20 protein-coding genes are annotated in these 22001 nt (G+C 74.7%); 10 read left to right on the top strand and 10 right to left on the bottom strand.

Going from position 1 to position 22001, the window contains the following annotated elements; genetic code table 11:
* The first annotated feature begins 64 nt into the window (after window positions 1-64).
* Window positions 65-553: an NUDIX hydrolase gene (locus ACIQVZ_RS35300; RefSeq protein WP_402455793.1), complete on the top strand. Its 489-nt coding sequence runs from the start codon at window positions 65-67 to the stop codon at window positions 551-553.
* Window positions 554-672: 119 nt separating this feature from the next.
* On the opposite strand, the gene ACIQVZ_RS35305 is transcribed toward ACIQVZ_RS35300, so the two are convergent.
* Entirely contained in the window at window positions 673-1080 is a 408-nt protein-coding gene (locus ACIQVZ_RS35305) for a PTS-dependent dihydroxyacetone kinase phosphotransferase subunit DhaM (protein ID WP_402455833.1), read from the bottom strand.
* A 467-nt stretch (window positions 1081-1547) separates the two neighbouring features.
* On the opposite strand from ACIQVZ_RS35305, the gene ACIQVZ_RS35310 reads away from it, so the two are divergent.
* The 3 genes from ACIQVZ_RS35310 to ACIQVZ_RS35320 all read left to right on the top strand — a co-directional run bounded on the left by ACIQVZ_RS35310 (window position 1548) and on the right by ACIQVZ_RS35320 (window position 4590).
* A complete protein-coding gene (locus ACIQVZ_RS35310; RefSeq protein ID WP_350884291.1) occupies window positions 1548-1787 on the top strand; it encodes a DUF397 domain-containing protein in 240 nt (79 codons plus the stop codon).
* Window positions 1788-2505: 718 nt separating this feature from the next.
* Window positions 2506-3000 carry a hypothetical protein gene (locus ACIQVZ_RS35315; RefSeq protein ID WP_063350170.1) on the top strand — a complete coding sequence of 165 codons (495 nt, stop codon included), beginning with the start codon at window positions 2506-2508 and terminating at the stop codon, window positions 2998-3000.
* 318 nt (window positions 3001-3318) lie between these two features.
* Window positions 3319-4590, top strand: a complete 1272-nt coding sequence (locus tag ACIQVZ_RS35320) for an acyl-CoA dehydrogenase family protein (protein WP_402455794.1) — start codon at window positions 3319-3321, stop codon at window positions 4588-4590.
* A gap of 36 nt (window positions 4591-4626) precedes the next feature.
* Here ACIQVZ_RS35320 and ACIQVZ_RS35325 read toward each other — a convergent pair whose 3' ends face one another.
* Window positions 4627-5841, bottom strand: coding sequence for a phosphotransferase (locus ACIQVZ_RS35325; protein ID WP_402455796.1), 1215 nt, complete (start codon window positions 5839-5841; stop codon window positions 4627-4629).
* Window positions 5842-6314: 473 nt separating this feature from the next.
* On the opposite strand from ACIQVZ_RS35325, the gene ACIQVZ_RS35330 reads away from it, so the two are divergent.
* Window positions 6315-7796: a hypothetical protein gene (locus tag ACIQVZ_RS35330; RefSeq protein WP_350884227.1), complete on the top strand. Its 1482-nt coding sequence runs from the start codon at window positions 6315-6317 to the stop codon at window positions 7794-7796.
* 81 nt (window positions 7797-7877) lie between these two features.
* Here the strand turns inward: ACIQVZ_RS35330 and ACIQVZ_RS35335 are convergent, their stop codons facing one another.
* Window positions 7878-8408 carry a hypothetical protein gene (locus ACIQVZ_RS35335; protein ID WP_350884229.1) on the bottom strand — a complete coding sequence of 177 codons (531 nt, stop codon included), beginning with the start codon at window positions 8406-8408 and terminating at the stop codon, window positions 7878-7880.
* A 286-nt stretch (window positions 8409-8694) separates the two neighbouring features.
* Between ACIQVZ_RS35335 and ACIQVZ_RS35340 the strand changes: the two genes are divergently transcribed.
* Window positions 8695-10200, top strand: a complete 1506-nt coding sequence (locus tag ACIQVZ_RS35340; protein WP_350884231.1) for a HEAT repeat domain-containing protein — start codon at window positions 8695-8697, stop codon at window positions 10198-10200.
* A 141-nt stretch (window positions 10201-10341) separates the two neighbouring features.
* On the opposite strand, the gene ACIQVZ_RS35345 is transcribed toward ACIQVZ_RS35340, so the two are convergent.
* Complete coding sequence (locus ACIQVZ_RS35345; protein ID WP_402455835.1) at window positions 10342-11184, bottom strand: undecaprenyl-diphosphate phosphatase; 843 nt, start codon at window positions 11182-11184, stop codon at window positions 10342-10344.
* 250 nt (window positions 11185-11434) lie between these two features.
* Entirely contained in the window at window positions 11435-12148 is a 714-nt protein-coding gene (locus tag ACIQVZ_RS35350; RefSeq protein ID WP_350884235.1) for a class I SAM-dependent methyltransferase, read from the bottom strand.
* Between the two features lie 243 nt (window positions 12149-12391).
* On the opposite strand from ACIQVZ_RS35350, the gene ACIQVZ_RS35355 reads away from it, so the two are divergent.
* Both ACIQVZ_RS35355 and rox read left to right on the top strand, forming a co-directional pair.
* The gene (locus tag ACIQVZ_RS35355) at window positions 12392-13333 is read left to right on the top strand and encodes an aminoglycoside phosphotransferase family protein (RefSeq protein WP_402455800.1); all 942 of its coding nucleotides are present in this window, start codon (window positions 12392-12394) and stop codon (window positions 13331-13333) included.
* A 173-nt stretch (window positions 13334-13506) separates the two neighbouring features.
* Window positions 13507-14934 carry a rifampin monooxygenase gene (rox, locus tag ACIQVZ_RS35360; protein ID WP_402455803.1) on the top strand — a complete coding sequence of 476 codons (1428 nt, stop codon included), beginning with the start codon at window positions 13507-13509 and terminating at the stop codon, window positions 14932-14934.
* Between the two features lie 73 nt (window positions 14935-15007).
* On the opposite strand, the gene ACIQVZ_RS35365 is transcribed toward rox, so the two are convergent.
* The 5 genes from ACIQVZ_RS35365 to ACIQVZ_RS35385 all read right to left on the bottom strand — a co-directional run bounded on the left by ACIQVZ_RS35365 (window position 15008) and on the right by ACIQVZ_RS35385 (window position 19318).
* Window positions 15008-15871 (bottom strand): biotin-dependent carboxyltransferase family protein, encoded by an 864-nt coding sequence (locus tag ACIQVZ_RS35365; RefSeq protein WP_402455806.1) that lies wholly within the window; start codon window positions 15869-15871, stop codon window positions 15008-15010.
* 94 nt (window positions 15872-15965) lie between these two features.
* The gene (locus ACIQVZ_RS35370; RefSeq protein WP_402455809.1) at window positions 15966-16592 is read right to left on the bottom strand and encodes an allophanate hydrolase subunit 1; all 627 of its coding nucleotides are present in this window, start codon (window positions 16590-16592) and stop codon (window positions 15966-15968) included.
* Window positions 16589-17365 carry a LamB/YcsF family protein gene (locus ACIQVZ_RS35375; protein ID WP_244293516.1) on the bottom strand — a complete coding sequence of 259 codons (777 nt, stop codon included), beginning with the start codon at window positions 17363-17365 and terminating at the stop codon, window positions 16589-16591. The genes ACIQVZ_RS35370 and ACIQVZ_RS35375 overlap by 4 nt, the downstream gene beginning before the upstream one ends.
* Window positions 17366-17505: 140 nt before the next feature.
* Window positions 17506-18042, bottom strand: coding sequence for a hypothetical protein (locus tag ACIQVZ_RS35380; RefSeq protein ID WP_350884245.1), 537 nt, complete (start codon window positions 18040-18042; stop codon window positions 17506-17508).
* Between the two features lie 235 nt (window positions 18043-18277).
* Window positions 18278-19318, bottom strand: a complete 1041-nt coding sequence (locus ACIQVZ_RS35385) for an IPT/TIG domain-containing protein (RefSeq protein WP_402455813.1) — start codon at window positions 19316-19318, stop codon at window positions 18278-18280.
* Between the two features lie 194 nt (window positions 19319-19512).
* Between ACIQVZ_RS35385 and ACIQVZ_RS35390 the strand changes: the two genes are divergently transcribed.
* Window positions 19513-21057, top strand: coding sequence for a hypothetical protein (locus tag ACIQVZ_RS35390; RefSeq protein WP_402455837.1), 1545 nt, complete (start codon window positions 19513-19515; stop codon window positions 21055-21057).
* A 66-nt stretch (window positions 21058-21123) separates the two neighbouring features.
* Window positions 21124-21999, top strand: a complete 876-nt coding sequence (locus tag ACIQVZ_RS35395; protein ID WP_350884249.1) for a hypothetical protein — start codon at window positions 21124-21126, stop codon at window positions 21997-21999.
* The last annotated feature ends 2 nt before the right edge of the window (window positions 22000-22001 follow it).

Genomic DNA, 22001 nt, shown 5'->3' on the forward strand with positions numbered 1-22001 from the left:
CCGCGGACCGCACGTCGGTGGCGTCGGCCCGGGGCCCCGCCGGACAGGGCCTAGGCTGCGGCGCATGGCCATTCCCCCGTTCCTCGCCGATCTCCGTGCCCTGGTGGGCACCCGCCCGCTCTGGCTGACCGCCGTCGTCGCCGTCGTCCTGGACGACCGCGGCCGGGTGCTGCTGGGCCGACGGGCCGACGACGGGAGGTGGGCGCCGGTCGGCGGCATCCTCGACCCCGGTGAGCAGCCCGCCGACGGCGTGGTGCGCGAGTGCCTGGAGGAGACCGGGGTGGTGGCCGTGCCCGAACTGCTCGCCTCGGTCACCGTCTCGCCGCAGGTCACCTACCCGAACGGCGACGTGACGCAGTACCTGGTGCTGACCTTCCGGTGCCGGGCGGTCGGCGGCGAGGCGAGGGTGAACGACGACGAGTCGCTGGAGGTCGGCTGGTACCCGCTGGACGGGCTGCCGCCGATGATCGAGGTCGAGCACGAGCGGCTGCGCCACGCGCTGGAGTGCGAGGGGTCGACGGTCTTCGTGTGGGAGGGCAAGGAGCGCCCCTGAGCGGCGCACGGCGGACGGTCCGCATCCTCGCCTCCCCTCCCCGGGCGGGCCGGGAGCCCGGACCCTTCGCCGATGGTAGCCGCCCGGTCACCCCGGGTGGGCGGAGTTCGCGAGGCCGCTCAGCCCTTGCGCTGCCGGTAGGCCTCCTCCGCGGCGTCCAGGACGGCGGCGAGGTCGCCGCCCGCGGTGGCGGTGGCGGTGGCCGCCACCGCGCCCTCGACGAACGGCGCGTTCGCGAAGCGGACCGGGAACGGGAGGCCGTGCTCGTCGGCGTCGGACAGCAGGGCGCGCACGGTGGTGACGGCGCTGCCCAGGTCGGCGAGCACCACGACCCCGTGGCCCTGGTCGACCCGGCGGGTGGCGGCGGCCACCAGGACCGCGCTGATGCCGGGACCGCCCTGGTCCCCGCCGGTCGCGGCGACCGGGGCGGGGGAGTCGGATCCGGTCAAGGCGAGCGCGAGGGCGCGTACCGCGATGGCCAGTTCCTGGCTGTGCGACACCAGGACGATCCCGACCCGGCCGTGCACGGGAGGCCGGCCGGAGGCGGGCCGGGGCAGCGTGGCGGGCGCGGGTGGCGTGCGGGGCGCCGGGGGGTGGGCCGAGGGGGCGTCGGAGATGGGGATGACATCGGCGCGGGTGCCGTCCCGGCGGCTCATCGGCTGCTCCCTCTGGGCGGTGGTGGGCGGTGCTGGGCGAGGTGGTGCGGGCCGCGTCCGGTGCGCATCGGCTTCCGCGGGGCCGGGGCGGGGCCCGGGCGGGCCGTCGGGGGCCCGCGTACGGCCGGCGGGGGGTGGTCCCCCGCGCTGCCAAGCACTCTGGCAGCTCCGGTGGCCCCCGCCGGGCGGGACACGCGTTGAGCGGGCCTCCGGCGGCGTCCGGGCCCGGCTGGTGGAGTCCTCGTCAACCCGCTGACCGGGGCGGGCGGGTGTGGTTAGGCTGGCCGGGAAAGCCGTCGGGAGGAGACCGGGTAGTGGCAGTCAACAGCGGGATCGACGTGGAGGCGGGCGGCGCGGAGCCGCAGCTGGCGCCGAGCGGGAAGCCGAAGGTGGACTTCACCGGCGCGAAGTGGCTGTGCAGCAGCCAGGGCGTCGGGGATGTCCAGATCGCGTTCGTGGACGGGTACATCGGGATGCGGGACGGCCGTCAGGAGGACGGTCCGGTCCTGGTGTTCACGCCGGGGGAGTGGCGGGCCTTCGTGCTCGGTGCCCGGGACGGCGAGTTCGACCTCACCTGAGCCCGGGCGACCGTCGCACGACCGCGGAGCGGTCCCCGCCGGAACGGGGCCCGCTCCGCGGTCGATTCCGGCCCCGAACATCACAACTGATGATCTATTGAACGTGCCCCGTCAGAATTTCTGTTGACTGTTAGACAAACGCAGCTCAGAGTATGAGCACAGGCAGACGCCGTGCCCACCGCCCCCACGCGGCCAGACACGGCGCCTGCTGTGCGACCCGGCAGCAACGCCAGGCCATCCTCCCAGTCATCCCCTGCGCACCGGGGTGCGCCGGCCGGTCCCGGCCCACGAGGGGCCGGCAGTCGCCGGGAGGCTGGCGTCGACGCCGAGAGCGACTCGGCGGCGACACCGTTTGCTCGGGACCCGCACGCCCCCACGCGGCGGCGTCCCGAGCAAGATCCGCGGGAGCGACGGGCCGGGGCCCCGCGGATCTGGCTTGTGGTGATGGAACTGTTGGCTTGTGTGCTGTGCTGTGTGCGACGACGAAGCTGGGTGCTCGGCAGTTCGGCACGACGATGTGCACAGTGAGGGAAACGCGTGTAGGGCCGCGTTGCGACATGCCGTCCCCCCGGAGGGTGAAACCCAGAACGGCTGTCGTGCTGAACCGAACGTAGCCCGGACGGTTGCTCAGAGTCAACATTGGTCTCTGAGCGTCGATCTCCCGACGGTGCCCCACCCACCTCGCGAGCGTGGTGTGCCGGGCACGTACGATGTTCCCATGTCTTTTCTCCGCCGTCGCTCCGGACAGCCCGCCGGCCCGGACTTCGACGTGCTCGCGATGGACCCGGGTGACTGGCCCGGCGACTTCGGTGCGGCCATGATGACCGGCCCGGACGGCTCCTGCCAGGGGATTTTCCTGCGCTACGACCTGTTCGGCGGCAGAGGCCCGGCGATGTTCATCGGCAACCTCCCCGAGGGCTCGCCCGCCCGGGAGACCGGCGACAGCGTGCCCTTCGAGGTGCGGCAGCTGCTCGCGGCGCTGGAGAACGACGAGCCGGTCGACTTCGTCTCGGCCGAGGACTTCCCGGTGATGCTCGGGGACGACCTGCTGATCGTGAAGAAGGTCAAGGTCAGCGAGGAGCGGGTGTTCTGCGCCCAGTTCGGGCGCAGCGACGGCGTCCAGGTCACCATCGCGTCCTGGGACCGACCGATTTCGGACGACCTGTATCAGCTGCTGAAGCCGCTCCCGGCCGACATGTTCCAGCAGGGCTGACCGGCCTCGACCAGGGCTCGGACGTCGCTTGACGGTTTCGATCACGGGTTCGTACAGTCGCGGACATGTCGTGCCGTCTCCCGCTGCTGACCCGTCGCAGCTATCTGGACCTGCGGCGCACCGCCAGCGCGGTGTGTCCGGGCCACTGAGGGGGAATTCGTCCCCGAGGCGGCATGCGGCCGGCCGTTCGTGGCCGTCGCCGGATCCGGGGGCGGGCCGTGAACCGACCTCCGGGGCCGCCCGTCCGGTACCGCGCGCCCGTCCGGCGTGCCGCCCGCATCTGCCGCGCCCACGCTGCCGCCCGGAGGCCCCAGCACCATGACGACCACCGCCGCTGACCGTTCGCCCGCGGACCGCCCGTCCGGCATCGCGGCCGCCGCCGTGCCCGGCGCCGCCTCGGGAGCGTCGGATTCCGGCCACCCGGCGCCCGACCGCTCGGCCGTCGTCGCCGCCCTCGCCGGACTGCCCCGGGTGGTCGACCTGCTCTCCGCCCGCGCCGAGGAGCACGACCGCGACGCCACCTTCCCGTACCAGGGCATCGAGGCGGTGCACGAGGCCGGACTGCTCACCCTGACCGTCTCCCAGCGGTACGGCGGACCGGGCGGCACGCTCGCCGACACCGTCCGGGTGCTGGCCCAACTCGGGCGCGGGGACGCCTCGGTGGCCGTGGTCACCGCCTTCACGCTGCTCCAGCACGCCGAGCAGGCCCGCCGGGCGGTCTGGCCGACGGCGGGCTACCGGCGGCTGCTCACCGAGTCCCGGCGCGGGCCCGCCCTGGTCAACACGCTGCGCGCGGAGCCCGGCGGCCGGTCCGGAGCGCTGCCGGACACGGTGGCCCGGCGGGACGGCGAGGGCTGGTCGCTGACGGGCCGGAAGACGTACTGCACCGGCGCCGAGGCGCTGGCCTGGATGGCGGTGACCGCGCGGACCGACGAGCCGGAGCCGAGGGTCGGGACGTTCCTGGTCCGCGGCGAGAGCGAGGGCCTGGAGATCGACCCGACCTGGGACCAGGTCGGCCTGCGGGCCAGCGCCAGCCACGACGTGGTGCTGGAGCAGGTCCGGGTGCCGGCCGAGCTCGCGCTCGGCCTCACCGCTCCCAAGGGCGGCGCGGTGGATGGGGCCGGGGCCGCCGAACTCTCCCTCGCCTGGCACGACCTGGCGCTCTCCGCGGTGGCGATCGGGGTGGCTCGCGCCGCCCAGTCCTGGCTGATCCGCTTCCTCAACCAGCGCACTCCGGCCAATCTGACCGAGCCGCTCGGCACCCTGCCGCGCTACCGCTGCGCCCTCGGCGAGATCGAGGCCCAGCTGATCGGCGCCGAGGAACTGGTCGAGGGGCTGGCCCCCCGGGTGGACCGGGGAGAGCCGGACGCGGTCGCCCGGACCGGCCCGGCCCACCTGCTGGCCACCCGGGCCGCGACGACGGCGGTCCAGCAGGCGATCTCGCTCACCGGCAACCCCGGCCTGAGCCGGCGTCACCCGCTGGAGCGCTACCTGCGGGACGTGCTGAGCAGCCGGGTGCACCTCGCCCCGGACGAGGCCGTCCTGGAGGCCGCCGGCCGGACCGCCCTGGAGCGCGGCGGCCGGCCGTAGCGGAGTCCGGGCCCCGGGGGCTCGGGGCCCGGAGCCTCAGCGGGTGCCGACCGCGGCCCGGACGGCCCGGCGGGCGAGCGCGGCGTCGTCGTAGAGCCGGCGGATCATGATCCGCTGCTCCTCGCCGGCGCCCGGCACGTCGTACAGCCGGATCTCCCGCATCAGCACCAGCACCAGGTTGACCAGGAACGCGTCCCGGGCCAGCGTGCCGCCGCTCTGGGCGAGTTGGCTGATCTGGCGGCGCGCCGCGGTGTCGCCGGACAGCACGCTCCACAGCACCGCCAGGTCGTAGCCGGGCAGGTACCAGCCGGCCTGCTCCCAGTCGACCAGTACCGGGCCGGACGGCGCCAGCAGCATGTTGCTGAGCAGGGCGTCGCCGTGGCAGAGCTGGAGCGGGGTGTGGCCGAGGCCGTGCAGCAGGCCGCGCAGGTCGCCGGCGTCCCGGTCGGTGAGCTGCCCCACCGAGTGGTAACGGGCGATCTCCATCGGGTAGTCCATGCGTGGCTGGAACACGTCGGTCGGCGGCCGCCACAGGTTGAGCGTCCGGACGGCGGTCAGCAGCGCCCGCACCTCGCCCGGGGTGGGCGCGTTGACCGGGTGGCGCTCCCGCGCCGCCGGGCGCCCGGGAACGCGCTCCATGACGAGCACGCAGCGGTCGTGGTCGGCGGCGACCAGCCGGGGCAGCCGCACCGGCGGGCGGTGCCGGACGAACGCCCGGTAGACCGCCACCTCGTGGTGGAAGTCGGCCACCAACTGCTCGAAGTACCCACTCCGCACCGCCTGCGGCGCCAGGCACTTGGCGACCACCGGGGCCCGCCCGATGGTGCCCGCCACCAGGATGTGGCGGCTGCCCTCGCGCAGCACCTGACGCGGGGTGAACGCGGGACATATCCGCGCGACACTCGCCAGCGCGGCCCGCACCGCCGGGGTCTGCAGCGCCGACGGGTCGATCCGCTCGGGGCCGCCGACCTGGCCGGGCCGGTGCGGCGGGCGCAGCACCCGGCCGTCGGCCTGGCGGGCGAGCGGGAGCCGGCCGCCGACGGGCGGGGCCGCTTCGGGGCCGCGGAGCCCCAGCGCCGCACGGCCGGACGGGACCCGGGCGTCCGTGGACCGGCCGTCGGTGCCGTGCGGAGCCACCGGGCGGCTCGACGGGGGCACCTGCTTCGGCCCGGGGCGCCCGGCGGCCGCGGTGGGGGGGCGCAGCGCGGTGCGGGTCGCGGTCGGCGAGGGGGTCGTCGCTGAGGAGTACATGGGGTGAGGGTGGTCCCTTTCTGTCCGTCGGCAGGTGCGCCCCGCGGTGCGGGGAGGGCCGGTGCCGCGTGCTTCCTGGCGTGACGGCGGCCCTGACTCGGTGCGGTGGGTGGTGCGCGGGCGCCGGGCACGGACGCGGGGTCGTGAGACCCGGACGACGGCGGTGCTCCGGCCGTCCGCACCCTGGGGAGTACGGTCGGCCGGACTGCCGTGGCCGTGCCCGGCGCCCCCGCGCCACCCGGCCGCGCCACCCCCTCGGGTGAGGACCGGGAGCGTCCCGTGCCACGGTCGGGGGACTGCCCCGACGCCGGTGGGACGCCGCCCGACCCGGGGGCGAGGTGGCGCACCCCTACAACACACCCGCCGCGCACTGGCTTAGTAGTCTGGCGGGCCCTGGCGAACGGTGGCGAATGCTCGCCTGGCACTTGCCGGAGCCTCTAGCCTCGAATCAGCCGAGGAACCTGGGGGCTTCGTTGAGCAGGGAACCCAACACCCGACTCGCTGATCTGTTCGTCCTGACCGGTTGGTCGAAGGGCGAGCTCGCGCGGCTGGTCAACCGTAGGGGTGCCGCGATGGGGCAGCAGCAGCTGTCCACCGACACGTCGAGGGTACGGCGCTGGATCGAGCAGGGGGAGATCCCCCGGGATCCGGTGCCGAGGGTGCTGGCGGCCGTGTTCACGGAGCGGCTCGGCCGTGTCGTCACCACTGAGGACCTCGGTCTGGAACGACACCGGCCCACCAGGTCCGGAGCGGCGCAGTCCGCAGCAGTGCCATGGTCGCCGGATCGAACGGCCGCGGTCCTCACCGAGTTCACGGGAATGGACCTCATGCTGAACCGACGTGGATTGGTGGGCGCGGGTGCCGCGCTCACGGCCGGAACGGTCATCGCCGATTCGTTGAAGGGCTGGCTCGGGGGGGACGCGGTCGCGTACGCGGCCTCGGTCCCCGGGCCGCGCCAGGTGATCACCCAGGGCGGGGCGCGCCCCGCGGTGGACGTGTACGACGCGGGCCCGGTCGGGCTCGACGAGGTGGAGTCGCTGGAGCGCTCGGTCCAGGTGTTCCGCGCCTGGGACGCGGCGCGCGGCGGCGGGCTCCAGCGCAAGGCGGTGGTCGGTCAACTGAACGAGGTGGGAGGCCTGTTGACGCACCGGCACGCCCCGGCGGTGGAGCAGCGGCTGTGGCTGGTCGCGGCCAACCTGGCGGTGCTGGCGGGCTGGATGTCGCACGACGTGGGCCTGGAGCCCACCGCCCAGCGGTACTTCATGATCGCGGCGGAGTCGGCCAAGGAGGCCGGCGACCGACCGCGGGCCGGCGAGGCGATCTCCCGGGCCGCGCGGCAGATGGTCCACCTGGGCCGGGCCGACGACGCGATCGACCTGATGTCGGCGGCCAAGGCGGCCGGCGGCCGGGTGCTGCCGAGAACGCGCGCGATGCTGAACACCGTCGAGGCCTGGGCGCACGCCTCGATCGGGCACTCCCAGGACACCTGGCGGCTGCTCGGCGAGGCCGAGGACCTGTTCGCCGAGGGCGCGCCGGAGCCGCCGCCGTCCTGGATGCAGGTGTTCGACGAGGCCGAACTGCGCGGCATGCAGGCGCTGGTGCTGCGCACGCTGGCGGAGCACGACCCCTCGGCGGCGGCGCAGGCGCAGCGGCACGCGGAGCGGGTGATCACCCTGCGGGAGGGCACCGGGCAGCTGCGCTCGGCGCTGTTCGACCGGATCACCCTGGCCTCGGTCCACTGGCTGAGCGGCGAGCCGGACGCGGCGGAGTTCCAGGCCAAGATGGTGATGAACCTGATCGGCCAGAACTCCTCGCACCGGACCTGGGACCGGCTGCGCGAGATGTACCGGCTGACCGCGCGCTACCGGGGCCTGCCGGTGGTGGACGAGCTCCGGGCCGAGCTGGGGCGGGAGTTGCGGGCGGCGGACGCGAAGAAGCGGCCGAAGCGGTCCTGAGGCCCGGGGGTCCCGAGCCTTGGGGGTCCTGAGCCTTGGGGGTCCTGAGCCTTGGGGGTTCCGAGGTCCCGGCGGCCCCGGTCAGTTCGGGGGTGCCGGCCGCAGCAGCATGCGCAGGGCGGTGACGGTGCCGTCCGTGCCGAGGACGGGCTCGCCCGCGCACTCGACGCTGGCGTGCGGGGCGCCGTCGCGGCGGATCCGCAGGGTTCCGGCGGAGGTGCGGCCGTGGACCAGGGCGTCGGTCATCATCCGGCGCAGCACGGGCCGGTCGGCCTCGGGGAGGCGGTCGGGCAGCCGGTCGAGGCTGAGCGGGCCGTTGCCCGGGTCGCAGCCGAGGAGTCGGTAGGTGTCCGCGTTCCAGCGGACGCGGTCGGTGAGGAGGTCCCATTCGGCTGAGCCGATGAGGTGGTCGAGGCCGTCGTCGGCGCCGGGTCCGTCGCCGAGGTCGGGGTTCTTGGACGGCTCCTGCGCCGTGCCGTCCACTCTGCCGTCCGTTCCGCTGTCGGCGTCGCCGCTCGGCTCACCGCGCGCGCCGTCGTCCGTCGCGCCCGCCGGGGCGCCGTCCACCGTGGCGGTGTCCGGCGGGCGGGCGACGCCTATGGGCATCTTCATGGCGGGTCCATCGCTCAGGGGAAGCCCGCCGCGTGCGGGCCGCCGGTGGTGAGAAGACTGTGGCACAGCGCTCTCACCCCTGCGGGCGATTTGGACATAACGCAGGCAAAATTCCCCTGGCATATGCCACTGTGGCAGGAGCCGTCGTCGCCCTGTGTGCGGAAGGTGGCGCGAGGCGGTAACCTTCGGTGATTCCGGCGCCCGGGCGCCCACCGCAGTACCGACCAGAGACCCCGGCGACGGAAATCCCGTTGCCACTACGACCGCCGCAACGGATGCTGACCTCATGTTCGAGCCAGTGATAGCACCCAGTGCCAGCCTCCTCGGCCTCCTGCAGCGAGGCCGCGGTGACGGGCAGCTCCACGCGCTGGCCGCCGACCGTACCGAGGCCATCGCCGCGCTGGAGGAGTGCGTCACCAGGGATCCGCGAGCCGACTGGCAGGTCGAGAACCGCTCCCTCTACTACGCCCGCCTCTACATGGAGCTGGAAGCGCCCCTCGACGGCATCGAGGACCACCTCCACTCCGCCGAGGACCTCGTCAGCGACGACGAGAACCGCACCGGCCTCGCCCTGTCCGTCCTGGGCCACCTCGCCGCGTACGGCCGGCGCGACGCGCTGCTGATGCTGCGCGAGTACACCGCCACCGGCGCCAACTGGGCCTGGGCCCTCGACGAGCTCGCCCTGCGCGACGACGACCGCGGCCTGCTGCTGCTCGGCACCGCCGTCCTGGACCGCTTCGCCCCGGGCCCCGAGGGTGACGCCGAGCTGCGCGAGTTCATCCGCAACGCCTACGAGCCCCGGCCCTGGCGGCTGTGGGCGGCCTACCACCCGAGAGTGGCGGCGGCCAGCGAGCAGTCACCCTTCGACCTCTGGCAGCGCCAGATCAACCGCGGCGGCGTCACCCCGGGCTGGTCCACCGCCGACGTCCTGGCCTGGGCCGACCAGGGGAGCCTGGGCGCCCTCGGGGCCGGCGCCTTCCTCGGCGGAGCCGACAGCCGGCCCGCGCCCGACGAGCCCGATCCGGCCGCGCCCGACGCCGTGGACCGCCGGGCCGCCGCGGCCGCCCGCTGCCTGACCGCCGTCGTCCGGCCCGAGGACCGCCCCGCCGTCCTGGAGGCCGCCCGCGGCGGCCTGCCCGGTGCGCGCCGGGCGGCACTGCGCTACCTGGTCGACCAGCGGGACCCGGCCGCCGCCGGGCTGATCGAGGCCGCCGCCGTCGACGTCGACGACCGGATCGTGCGCGCCGCCCTGGAACTGGTCGGCCGGATGCGCGGCCCCGAGGTCCTGGCGCAGGCCCGCCGCTGGGCCGATCCGGCCACCGGGGGCGCGGACAGCGCGCTCGGCGAGGCCGCCGTCAAACTGCTCGCCGACGCCGGGGAGCCGGCCGACGCGCCGTTCGTCGTCGACGGGCTGCGCCGCTGGGTATCCGTCCGCGGGGTCAGCGGTACCGGGCTCGGCTCGCTGGTCGACGGTGCGGGGCGGCTGGTCGCCGCCGACGCCGTCCCCGTGCTGCGCCACATCTACGGGGAGGCCGCCTCCTCCGAACTGCGCGGCCGCGCCGCCCGGGCGCTCGCCGTGACGGATGTGCACTTCCCCGAGGGCCCCGCCGTCGAGTGCCTCTGGGACTGCGAGGAGTCCACGCGGGAGCTCGCCGCGCGCCATGTCGCCACCACGGGTGACGCGCGCGTGCTGGAGCGCCTGCGCCGGCTCGCGGCCGATCCGGCCGAGGAGGCCGAGGTCCACGCCGCCGTCCGTGGCCGGCTGACCGCGGCCCGGGAGTTCGGGCGGTAGGGCCTCGCAGGCCGGTGGCCGCCTTCCCGGTTCTGGCGAACGACGGGCCGGGACACCCCCTCGGGTGTCCCGGCCCACTGCTGTTCCGGGGCGGTGCTGTTCCGGGGTCGCGCTGGAACGCTGTCCTGGTAGAACGCGGTTCTACTTCACGACGCCCGCGTCCGGGGCCAGCACGCCGCCGGCCACCAGTCCGATGATCAGGACGCCGAGCAGCACCCGGTAGACCACGAACGGCAGAAAGCTGTGGTGCGAGATGTACTTGAGGAACCAGGCGATCGCCGCGTAGCCGACCGCGAAGGCGATCGCGGTGGCCAGGATGGTCGGCCCCCAGGCCGGTGCCGGGCCCTCGCCGATCTTGAACAGCTCCAGCGCCCCCGAGGCGAGCACCGCCGGGATCGCCAGCAGGAAGGAGTAGCGGGCCGCCGCCTCCCGGCTGTAGCCGAGCAGCAGGCCCGCGCTGATCGTGCCGCCGGAGCGGGACACCCCAGGGATCAGTGCGAGCGCCTGGGCGATGCCGTAGACGCCCGCGTGCGGCAGGGTGAGGTCGGTGATCGGCCGGGCGTGCCGGACCGCGCGGGTGCGGTCGGCGAAGGCCAGCAGCAGGCCGAAGACGATCAGCGTGGTGCCGATGATCCGCAGATCGCGCAGGTGGGTCTCGATGGTGTCCTGGAACAGCTTGCCGAGGATGCCGATCGGCAGCGTGCCGATGATCACGAACCAGCCCATCCGGGCGTCCGGGTCCGAGCGCAGCGCCGGGCGGAACAGCGACAGCGTCCAGGTCCGCACGATCGAGACGATGTCCCGGCGGAAGTAGATCAGCACCGCGGTCTCGGTTCCGAGCTGAGTCACGGCGGTGAAGGCCGCGCCCGGGTCGTCCCAGCCCAGCAGGGCGGAGAAGACCCGCAGGTGGGCGCTGGAGGAGACGGGCAGGAACTCGGTGAGCCCCTGGATCAGGCCGAGAACGGCCCCGTGGAACCAGTCGATCACCAGACACCCACCAGGGGTATCCGTGAGTCGTCGTACATGTGCGGTCCTCGCAGGTCGGAGCGGGCGTGCGGGCAGGCGGGCAGGCCGCGACCCGCACGGCCGTCGGGCCGCGCACGGGCGGGCGCGCGGCCGATGGTACGGGGTGAAGATGACTATTCTTTGTTCACCTTTTGACCCGGCTTTGCCCGCCGACCTTTTGCTGCCCCGCTGACTCTTCCGCCTGCCCTTCCGTCGGCCCTTCCGCCACTCAGCCGGTGGGCCGGACGCGGACCCAGGTGCGGTCCTCCGTCAGGTAGCTCTCGACCGTCAGACCGGCGTCCGCCAGCGCCCGGTCGAACGCGGCGGTGGTGAGCGGCCGGGAGCGGAAGGTGTGCGTCCAGCGGCCGTCCGGGAACTCGTACTCGGCGTGGACGGAGTTCACGCCGTCCCCGACCGGCGTCGAGGAGACGATGCGAGACACGCCGTCGGTGCCGAGCCTGCCCTCGCGCGGCACGTTGAGGTGCCAGTCCTCGCCCTCCCGCTGCATCAGCACGCAGCCGTCCGCGGCGACGTGGCGGCGGCAGGTCTCCAGCAGGCCCTGGCGGACGGCCTCGTCGCCCGCGTGGATCAGGAAGGAGGCGAGCAGGACGACGTCGAAGCGCTCGCCGAGGTCCAGCCGCTCGATCGGGCTGCGCACGGTGCGGACGTCCGCGCGCACCCTGGCCAGCATCTCGGCGGACTCGTCCACCGCCGTCACGGTGAAGCCGCGGTCGGTCAGCGGGTGCGTCATCCGGCCGACGCCGCAGCCCAGTTCGAGGACGGTGGCGCCGGCGGGCACCGCGGCCTCGATGACGTCCGGGGCGTCGCCGACGGGGAGCCGGGACCAGAGCTCGACGGCGCAGCCGTCCGGGGTGATCGCGCCCGGGCCCGTTCCGTCGTGCCCCTCGCGTCGTACGTTGCCGGCGTGCGTGTCGTTACCCATGGGCGTCATCGGAACACGGGCAGGGTGGGGAGGGAAGGCGCCGCAGCGGGTTTTCGGTCAGTCCGTCAGTCTCCTCGGCCCGCAGGTCCGTCAGTCCGTCAGTCCGGGCGTACGGTTGGCGGCCGTCCCGGACTGCGGGCACAACATCATGCTCGACAACCTCGACAACCTCGACGGCTTCGTCTCGGCGGCCGGCCTCGAACCTCGACCGTAGGCTGGGGGAGTCGGAGAGGAACCCGCGCGATGCCCTTTGAAGTCCCGCCCGTTGAGGTCCCGCCCGCGCTGGCCGCGTCGCTGGAGCAGTCCCTCGGCCCGGGCGGTCGCGCCTGGGCGTCCCGACTCCCCTCCCTGGCGGGCGAGTTGCTCGACCGCTGGGAGCTGCGCCCGGACGGCCCCCCGGCGCACGGCGTCGTCGCACTGGTGCTGCCCGTGCGGTGCGCCGATGGCACGCCCGCGGCGCTCAAGCTCCAGCCGGTGGACGAGGAGACGGAGGGCGAGCCGGTCGCCCTCCGGGCCTGGGGCGGGCGAGGGGCGGTTCGACTCCTCGGCCACGAACCGGCCTCGGGCTCGATGCTGCTGGAACGACTCGACCCGGGGCGTTCGCTGCTGGATGTCGCGGACGACCGGGAGGCGCTGCGCGTCCTTGCCATCCTGCTCAGGGAATTGACCGGACGTCAGGTCGATGTCCCGGGCCTGCGCCGGCTGGCGGACGTCGCCGACGGTCTGCTCGCGCGGGCCCCGGAAGCGGCCGCAACCCTCGTCGACCCGGCCGAGCGGCGCTTGCTCGCCGACTGCGCCGCGGCCCTGCGCGAGGTCCGCGCCGAGCCCGGCGACCGGCTGCTGCACTGGGACCTGCACTACGGCAACGTCCTCGCCCCGTTCGAGGGCGGCGGCCGTGCCCCCTGGCTCGCCATCGACCCCAAGCCGCTCATCGGGCACCCCGGCTTCGAACTCCTCCCGGCGCTGCGCAATCGCTGGGCCGACGTACTGGCCACCGGCGACGTCGCCCGGGCGCTGCGGTGGCGGTTCGACATCCTGGTGGAGACCCTGGAACTGGATCGCGCGGCCGCGGTCGCCTGGACGCTCGCCCGGGTGCTGCAGAACGCCGTCTGGGCGGCGGAGGACGGGGAGTCGGCGCTCGACCCGGGGCAGCGGACGGTGGCGGAACTGCTGTCGGGGCGTTGAGCGGAAAACGGCGAGCGGCAGGCAGCGGCCGGAAACAGCGAAGGCAAGGAGGTCGTCGACTCTCCTTGCCACTCTCAAGATATAGCGCACCGGGGGGCTTGCCGCAAGGCCCCGGTCGTGCCGCAGAATGACCGGCCGAAGCCGGGATCTGCGGGCATACCTGGGGGTTTGTGATGATTGACGTGATCGTGGTCGGCGCCGGGCCGACCGGATTGATGCTGGCCGGCGAGTTGCGATTGCACGGCGTGCGGGTGCTCGTGCTGGAGAAGGAGACGGAGCGGCCCCTGGAGGCCCGGGCGCGCGGTCTGCACGCGCGCAGTCTTGAAGTGATGGACCAGCGCGGGCTGCTGGAGCGGTTCCTCCCGCTCGGCCGGAAGTTCACGGTCGGCGGCTTCTTCGCCGGCATCGGCAAGGAGTGGCCGGAGCGGCTGGACACCACCCAGGCATACGTCCTGGCCATCCCGCAGGCGGTCACCGAGCAGCTGCTGACCGAGCACGCCGCCGAACTCGGCGCCGAGCTCCGGCGCGGCTGCGAACTGGTCGGGCTGAGCCAGGACGAGGACGGGGTGAGCGCCGAACTGGCCGACGGCACGCGGCTGCGCTCGCGCTACCTCGTCGGCTGCGACGGAGGCCGCAGTACGGTGCGCAAGCTGCTCGGCGTCGGCTTCCCCGGCGAGCCCTCCAGGGTGGAGACGTTGCTGGGCGACATGGAGCTGGCCGAGCAGCCGGAGACGATCGCCGCCGTCATGGCGGAGGTCCGCAAGACCCAGCTGCGATTCGGCGCCATCCGCGAGGGGGATGGGGCGTACCGCGTCATCGTGCCCGCCGAGGGGGTGGCCGAGGACCGTACGGCTGCTCCGACCTTCGAGGAGTTCAAGCACCAGCTGCGGGCCGTCGCGGGCACCGACTTCGGGGCGCACTCACCACGCTGGCTCTCGCGCTTCGGCGACGCCACCCGGCTGGCCGAACGCTACCGGGTCGGCCGGGTGCTGCTGGCCGGCGACGCGGCGCACATCCACCCGCCGACCGGCGGGCAGGGGCTCAACCTCGGCGTCCAGGACGCGTTCAACCTGGGCTGGAAGCTGGCCGCGGAGGTCGACGGCTGGGCGCCGGAGGGGCTGCTGGACAGCTACCACGCCGAACGGCACCCGGTGGCCGCCGATGTGCTGGACAACACCCGCGCGCAGATCCAGTTGATGTCCCTGGAGCCCGGTGTCCAGGCGGTGCGCCGGCTGCTGGCGGAACTGGCGGAGTTCGGAGAGGTGAACCGGTACCTGATCGAGAAGATCATCGCGATCGGGGTCCGCTACGACCTCGGCGAAGGGCATGAACTGCTCGGCCGCCGGCTGCGCGACGTCGAGCTGAAGCGCGGCCGCCTCTACGGGCTGATGCACGGCGGCCGCGGGCTGCTGCTCGACCAGACCGGCGGGCTCTCGGTGGCGGGCTGGGCGGACCGGGTCGACCATGTCGTCGACGTCAGCGACGAGTTGGACGTGCCCGCGGTGCTGCTGCGCCCGGACGGCCACGTGGCCTGGGTCGGCGAGGACCAGCAGGGTCTGCGCGGCCACCTGGCCAGGTGGTTCGGGGCCCCCGCCGTCTGATCGCACCACGGCGGCCGCGGTGACGTGCGAACGGCCATCGCGCCAGGAGCGCCGGGGGTGTGCGGGCGGACGCTCAGCGCTCCCGCAGCAGTACGAAGCGCACCGGCGTCCCCGGGCGCGCCTGTGCGGCCGCCGCGAGGTCGGCGGCGGGGACGATGCCGATCACCGGGTAGCCGCCGGTGGTCGGGTGGTCGGCGAGGAAGACCACCGGCCGTCCGTCCGGCGGGATCTGCACAGCGCCCAACACCATGCCCTCACTGGGTAGTTCACCCGCCCGGGCGCGGGTGACCGGCGGGCCCTCGGTGCGCAGCCCGATCCGGTTGCCGGTCGGGGAGACCAGGTACCCGTCGCGGGCCAGTCGGGTCAGCGCCGCAGGCTCGAACCAGTCCGCGTGCGGGCCGAGCCGCAGCCGCAGCACCAGTTCGGCCGGGGGAGCGGGCAGCGGTACCAGGTCGGGTCGGGGGCGGTCGGGCGGAGGCGGGCCGACCGGCAGCCGGTCGCCGGCGGCGAGCGGGGCCGGTCCGAGGCCGGAGAGCAGGTCCGTCGAGCGGCTGCCCAGGACCGGCGCGACGGCGATCGCGCCCGCGACCGCCAGGTAGCCGCGCACCCCGGCGGTTGCCGCCCCCACCTCCAGCACCGCCCCGGCCGGCACCGTGACCGGCGCACCCCACGCGGCCGCCCGCCCGTCCACCCGCACGGGCGAGGGCGCCCCGGTGACGGCCACGACCACCGGCCCGAGGGCGCGCAGGGCGACCCCGCCGAGCGTGGTCTCCAGCCCGGCGGCGCCCGGCTCGTTGCCGACCAGCCGGTTCGCGGCCCGCAGCGCGGGCTCGTCCAGCGCCCCGGCCCTGGGCACCCCGAGGTGGGCGACACCGCGCCGCCCGAGGTCCTGGACGGTGGTCAACGGCCCGGGCCGCACCACCAGCAAACCGCTCAACGCCCCCACCCCGTCCGCCCCCGCCCCGTCCCCCGCCGTCCCGTCCCGCTCCGTCCGGGGCCCGCGCGCCGCCCGCCGTGGGCCCGCACCGCCGCTACGCCCGTTCCGCCGTGAACCGCACCCGCACCCCGGGCGCCAGCAGCGCCGCCGGCTCGCGCCCGGTGTCCCAGAGCACGAGCCCGGTGCGCCCGATCAGCTGCCAGCCGCCGGGGGAGGAGCTCGGGTAGACGCCGGTGTACGGGCCGGCCAGGGCGACCGAGCCGACCGGGACGCCGCTGCGCGGGGTGGCCCGGCGCGGGACCTCGTACCGGGGTGGCAGCCCGGTCAGGTAGCCGAAGCCGGGCGCGAACCCGCAGAAGGCGACCACGTACTCGGGCCCGGTGTGGATCCGTACGGCGGCCTCCTCGGAGACTCCCCACAGCGCGCCGACCTCGGCGAGGTCGGCGCCGTCGTACACCGTCGGCACCTCCACCAGCGGCCCGGTCGCCGCCGCGGCCGCCGACGGACGGGCCGTGCGCAGCAGGGCCGCCAGCGCGCCGACGTCCGCGACGCCGTCCAGCAGCACCGTGCGCGCGGCCGGCACGATCTCCTCGACCGCGCCGAGCGCCCCGCTCTCCTGCCGCTCGCGCAGCCATCCGTACAGCGCCGCGACCTGCGCCGTGTCGTCGAGTTCGACCAGCAGTGCCCGCTCGCCGACGCGCCGGACGGCGGCGGGCGTCACGTGAACGCCTCCACCCGGACCCCGGCGGAGGCGAGGGCACCGCGGATCCGCCAGGCGAGCTGGGCGGCGCCGGGGGTGTCGCCGTGGACGCACAGGGAGCGGGCCTCGACGGCGATCCGTTCGCCGCCGACGGCCTCCACCGAGGCGTCCCGGGCGATGCCGACGGCGCGGGTGATCACCGATTCGGGGTCGTGCACCACGGCGTCCGGATCGCGGCGCGGGACGAGGGTGCCGGCCCAGGTGTACGCGCGGTCGGCGAAGGCCTCGGCGACGACCGCGAGGCCGACGCCCTCGGCGACGGCGAGCAGCCGGGAGCCGGGCAGCCCGAGCACCGGCAGCGGTCCGTCGCAGACCGCCCCGGCCCGCAGCACACCGGCCACCACGGCCTCGGCCTGTTCGGAGTCGGTGACCACCCGGTTGTAGAGGGCGCCGTGCGGTTTGACGTAGGAGACCCGGGAGCCGGCCGCGCGGGCGAAGACCTGGAGGGCGCCGATCTGGTACGCGATCTCGTCGGCGAGCTCCTCCGGGGGGACGTCCATGGCCCGGCGGCCGAAGCCGGCCAGGTCGCGGTAGGAGACCTGGGCGCCGATCCGGACGCCGCGTTCGGCGGCCAGCGCGCAGACCCGGCGCATCGTCGACGGATCTCCCGCGTGGAAGCCACAGGCGACGTTGGCACTGGTCACCACGGACAGCAGGGCCTCGTCGTCGGTCAGCGTCCAGCGTCCGAACCCCTCACCGAGGTCCGCATTGAGATCGATCACCGCATCGGCCACGCCCGTCCGCCTTCCAGCAGCTGTTGAGCCAGATGGTAGGGCCTGCGGATGAAGGCCGTTGCCCGTGACCCGGGCCCAGGGGGCCCACCGGCGTGCGACCCCTGGTCACACGCCCTGGGGCGGCGCTGGGCGGCTCCGGCTCAGCTCGTGGCCACCGGCCCCTGGAAGGAACGTTCCAGCGGGCGCAGCGCCCGCAGCACGATCAGCAGCGGGACGACGCCGACGATCCCGAACGACATGTCGATGAATCGCCAGCCCAGGGGAATCCCCCGCAGCGGTCCGCAGACCAGGGCCAGGGGGATGACGGCGCCGCAGGCGAGCACGGCCCAGCGGATCACCCAGATGTTGCGGACCGGGTCCTTGATCGGGCCCCAGAAGGCGGCGGCGATCACCAGGTGGGCGAAGGCCAGCCAGTCGGTGCCGTAGGCCAGGAAGGGGTAGCGGTCATTGGTCTGCGCGACGCCGGTGCGGACGCGTTCGATCCAGTCCAGTGCGGCCGGGAAGCGGTCGGTCAGCGGTGCGGCCGGCCCGGTCGCGAGGTCGGCCAGCCAGCGGGTCTCGGTCTCCAGGGGGAAGGCCGTCAGGCCGCTCAGCACCAGGCAGACCACGAAGATCCAGAGCCAGCGCCGGACTCTGCGCAGGACTGCGGCGGGACCGGTGCCCGGATTGGCGTCCATGGTGCGAACCTCCATGCCGAAGAGCAGGCGGGGCCTTGTCCCGTCTGTACGGAACCGACTCTAGGCCCTTCTTTTGAACATGTTCAACTAGCCCCTGACGTGCGGGCACGCCCCGGTCGCCGTGCGGGCGCGCACCCGGACGCCCGGGCCGGCGCGCGCCCCCGGACACGCCGATGCCCGGGTGCCGGAGCACCCGGGCATCGGAACAGCCGGACGACGCGGTGTACGTCGGGAACTACGCGGTGTACGTGAAGGTCACCGGGGCACTGGTGCCGCCCGCAGTGGTCACCGTGACGTCCACCGGGCCGGGGCCCGCCGCCGCCGGGGAGGTGGCCGAGCAGAAGGACGGGCCGCAGGACACGTGCGTGGCAGGCACCCCGCCGAACGCGACCGTGCCGTACGTCAGGTTGGTGCCCTGGAGGTACACCTGGGTGCCGCCGGCGGCCGGGCCGCCGGTGTTGGTCAGGTTGCCGACCGTCGGTGCGGGCGGCGGCGGGGGCGGGGCGCCCGTGTAGGCGAAGGCGGCCGGCGCCGCGACCGTGCCGCCGGGGGTCACCACGGAGACGGGCGCGCTGCCCGAGCCGCCGGGCGTGGTCACCGTGCAGGCGGTGTCGGTGCAGGTGCCGGCCGCCGGGACGCCGCCGACCAGCACCATGCCGTGCGCCAGGTTGCTGCCGCTGACGGTCACCGCGGTGCCGCCCGCGCCCGGGCCGGTGGTGGTGTCGAGGCCGTCGACCGTGGGCGGCGCCTGGACGACCGGCGCCGGGGTGGTCCCGTCGACCGACAGGGCCGTCACGTGGCCGGTCGGGTCGGTGTCGTTCGGGTTGGACACGGTCACGACGATCTGGCCGGTCAGCTGCTGGGTGTAGTCGCGGCCCACGTCCAGCTTCATGAACTCGTAGCGCCCGGGCCTGCGGGTGCCGACGAGGACGGCGTCCAGGTGGCGCCCGTCGGGCGAGAGGGACTCGGTGAAGGTGTAGTCGTACGGGGTGGAGAAGAACATGCCGAGCCCGGTGGTGAGCCCGGGCGGCAGGTCGACGGTGATGTGGGTCGGCCCGGTGAGGTCCTGGGTGCCGGCGGAGGTCCAGCCGGCCGAGAGCTTGCCCGGTCCGGGAGGGGTGGTGCCCGGCAGGAAGCCGTTCAGGGCCGCGGTCACGTGCTGCCCCTGAACGGCGGGGGCGTCGGCGGGGGCGGCCGACGAGGCGGCGGCACCGGCGGTGAGGGTGGTCACGGACAGCGCGGCGGCGAAGCCCGCTTTGACCAGTCGAGTGATCATAGGCCGATCATCACGGTAGCGACGCGCAGTCTTCACGGGTTTGCCGAATATGGGTTCGGAATTGGCGGAATCCCGTCGAAATCCCGTTCTGAATTCACCCCCGACACGCCCTCCGGCCTGCCGCGCAGCCCGCCCACAAGGCCCGTTTCGGTCGAACTCGGTGCGAACCTCTAATCTTGTCCACCGTGACCGCCATCGCTGACCCGCCCACCCTGCCCGGCCCCCGGCCGCCCGCCGGGTCCGTCGCGGCGAGGCCCGCGCCCGGCCCCGCCGCCGACGAGGGCCTGGCCCGCCGGCTCAAGGCGCTGGCCTGCACCGCCCCCCTGCACGACCTGGACAACCGCAAGGTCAACCTGGCGGGCGAGTACGGCGGCTACGCGATGGCCGAGGTCGGTCTCGCCGCGATCGACCTGGTCACCCTGCACATGGACTTCGACACCGGCGCCGACCGCGACATAGTGCTCGCCCGCCTGCTGCCCCGGGTCGCCGCCCAGGCCGCCGGCCGCCCCGCCGCCGAGCACGAGCGGGTCGCCCGCTGGGTGCTGGAGTCGCTGATCAACGTCGGCAGCGTCGACCGGGGCTTCCGCGCCGTCTACGGCACCTTCGGCGCGGACGGCGCGTACGTCCGGCGCGACTACGACTTCAAGCTGATCGAGGAGGTCCCCGGCCCCGACGGCGGCGTCTACCTGCGCACCACCGACGAGGCGGTCAACGTCCTGGTCGGCGCGCTCGACACCGACGTCACCTCGGCCCAGATCGCCGCCGAGGTCAAGCTGGAGGTGCTGATCCGCCGCGGCCGCCTGGCCGACGCCCAGCTCGCCGCCGAGCAAGCCCGCTACCGCACCGTCCAGTACGCCGAGACGCTGCGCCGCGCCCTCGACGCGACCCGGCGCAACGTCCGCGCCGTCGACTGGATGCGCGCCATCCCCGACCTCATCGACGAGGCGCTGGACCACATCGCCGACCGCTACCGGCACGAGAACGCGATTCTCACCAACATCCGCAAGGCCCGCGACGAGGCCGAGCCGAACACCCCCGAAGGGGCCGAGCACAAGCGCCGCGCCGCCGAGCTGCTCGACATCGTCAAGGACTGCATCCGCCGGCACACCAAGCTGCAGACCCGCCTGCTGGAGGCCGGCCCGCTGTTCCGCGCCGAGCAGGACCGGCAGGCCTTCGCCGCCCCCGGCGCCCGCAGCGGCATCGACCTCTACGGCCAGCTGCTCGCCCCCGTGCTGCGGCTGCCGGTCGAGCAGGCCGTCCGCCCCACCGGTGCCTTCTTCGCCCGCGGCGCCGGCCTGCGCACCCCCGTCTCCGTCCGGGTCGCCGACCTGGTCGACCTGCTGCTCACCCCGCCGGTCGAGCGCGAGCACCTCGGCGCCGAACTGCCCGACCCGGACCTGGTCGCCACCCCGGACGACAGCCGCTTCTCCGAAGCCCAGCTGGAGTCCGCGCTGCTCCTGCTCGACCTGCCCGCCGACGCCCCCCGCCGGCTCTCCGGCCTGCTCGCCGAGGCCCGCGAACAGGACCCGGAACTGCCGTACCTGGTCGCCCTGCTGGCCGTCCACGCGGCCAGCCCGCCGGTCGGCACCGCCTACCGGCAGGGCGAGGAGCGGCTGCTGTTCGCCGTGGACGACGGCACCCCGCTGCGCGACCCGCAGTTCGGCGGCGCCGACCTGATCGTCGGCAGCGCCCTGCTCGACGCGGCCGGCATGGCCGCCGACCGCAAGGACGCCGGCTGACGAAGCCGCCGCCTCGACGCACCACCAGATCGCCCGTACCAGCAACAGCCCCGAGGAGCACGGCCCGTGACGACCCACCACGACGCGTCCTGGGCGGCCGAGACCGAACCCGCGGCCCCCGCCCCGATCACCCCCGGCGACGTCGCCGACGCAGCCCGGCTGGTCTCCTTCGGCCTCCAGGCCAAGCTGCTCCCCGCCCGCGACGCCGAGTACGCCGAACTCGTCCGCCGCCACCGCGAGGACCCGCCGTTCGCCCGGCTCGCCGACGCCGTCGCCACCGGCATGGGCCTGGTCGTCCTGGAGGTCTCGCCGCGCGCCGGCATGGCCGTCGCCGCCGCCGAGGACTCGCTGTTCGCCGTTCGGATGGGCGACTACTCGCGCCGCGCCGCCACCGAGTCCACCGACCGCTTCCTGCACGGCCTGGCCCACCTCGCCGTCGCCGCGATGGCCTTCCCCCGGCCCGAGGACCTCGCCGACGACGGCTACCTCGGCCGGATCACCGTCAACGGCGTCGACGCCTTCGTCCGCCAGGCCTGCCGCCGCCTGGAGGAGCAGGCCGCGACCGAGGGCGACAACACCGACCCGCAGTCCGACGCCCCCGGCCTGGAGGCCGCCTGGCGGGTGTGGGCCCGGCGCACCGCCACCGGCGCCACCAAGGACGCCCGCCGGCTCTCCGGCTCCACCATCGGCATCGTCGCCAAGGCCGTGCTGTTCCTGGTCGACTCCGGCTTCCTGCAGAAGGTCTCCGACGACGCCGGCGGCACCTACCGCACCACCGCCCGCTACCAGCTCCAGGTCCGCGACCTGGCCGGCAGCGCGGCCATGGCCGAACTGCTCGACCTCGGCATCGTCCCGGTCTCCGACGGCACCGCCAGCCTGCTGCCGCCGGACACCGGCGACGAACTGGTGGCCGACGCAGGCCTGCCGTTCCACTCGCTCTGACA

Origin of the sequence: Kitasatospora sp. NPDC098663 (assembly GCF_044760075.1) — a bacterium.
GTDB lineage: Bacteria > Actinomycetota > Actinomycetes > Streptomycetales > Streptomycetaceae > Kitasatospora.

What these genes read in the sequence shown, in the direction of transcription:
- ACIQVZ_RS35300 (WP_402455793.1), top strand. Translation starts at nt 65, where the DNA reads ATGGCCATTCCCCCGTTCCTCGCCGATCTCCGTGCCCTGGTGGGCACC.
- ACIQVZ_RS35350 (WP_350884235.1), bottom strand. Translation starts at nt 12,148, where the DNA reads ATGGGTAACGACACGCACGCCGGCAACGTACGACGCGAGGGGCACGAC.
- ACIQVZ_RS35355 (WP_402455800.1), top strand. Translation starts at nt 12,392, where the DNA reads ATGCCCTTTGAAGTCCCGCCCGTTGAGGTCCCGCCCGCGCTGGCCGCG.
- ACIQVZ_RS35335 (WP_350884229.1), bottom strand. Translation starts at nt 8,408, where the DNA reads ATGAAGATGCCCATAGGCGTCGCCCGCCCGCCGGACACCGCCACGGTG.
- ACIQVZ_RS35340 (WP_350884231.1), top strand. Translation starts at nt 8,695, where the DNA reads ATGTTCGAGCCAGTGATAGCACCCAGTGCCAGCCTCCTCGGCCTCCTG.
- ACIQVZ_RS35315 (WP_063350170.1), top strand. Translation starts at nt 2,506, where the DNA reads ATGTCTTTTCTCCGCCGTCGCTCCGGACAGCCCGCCGGCCCGGACTTC.
- ACIQVZ_RS35325 (WP_402455796.1), bottom strand. Translation starts at nt 5,841, where the DNA reads ATGTACTCCTCAGCGACGACCCCCTCGCCGACCGCGACCCGCACCGCG.
- ACIQVZ_RS35320 (WP_402455794.1), top strand. Translation starts at nt 3,319, where the DNA reads ATGACGACCACCGCCGCTGACCGTTCGCCCGCGGACCGCCCGTCCGGC.
- rox (WP_402455803.1), top strand. Translation starts at nt 13,507, where the DNA reads ATGATTGACGTGATCGTGGTCGGCGCCGGGCCGACCGGATTGATGCTG.
- ACIQVZ_RS35380 (WP_350884245.1), bottom strand. Translation starts at nt 18,042, where the DNA reads ATGGACGCCAATCCGGGCACCGGTCCCGCCGCAGTCCTGCGCAGAGTC.
- ACIQVZ_RS35385 (WP_402455813.1), bottom strand. Translation starts at nt 19,318, where the DNA reads ATGATCACTCGACTGGTCAAAGCGGGCTTCGCCGCCGCGCTGTCCGTG.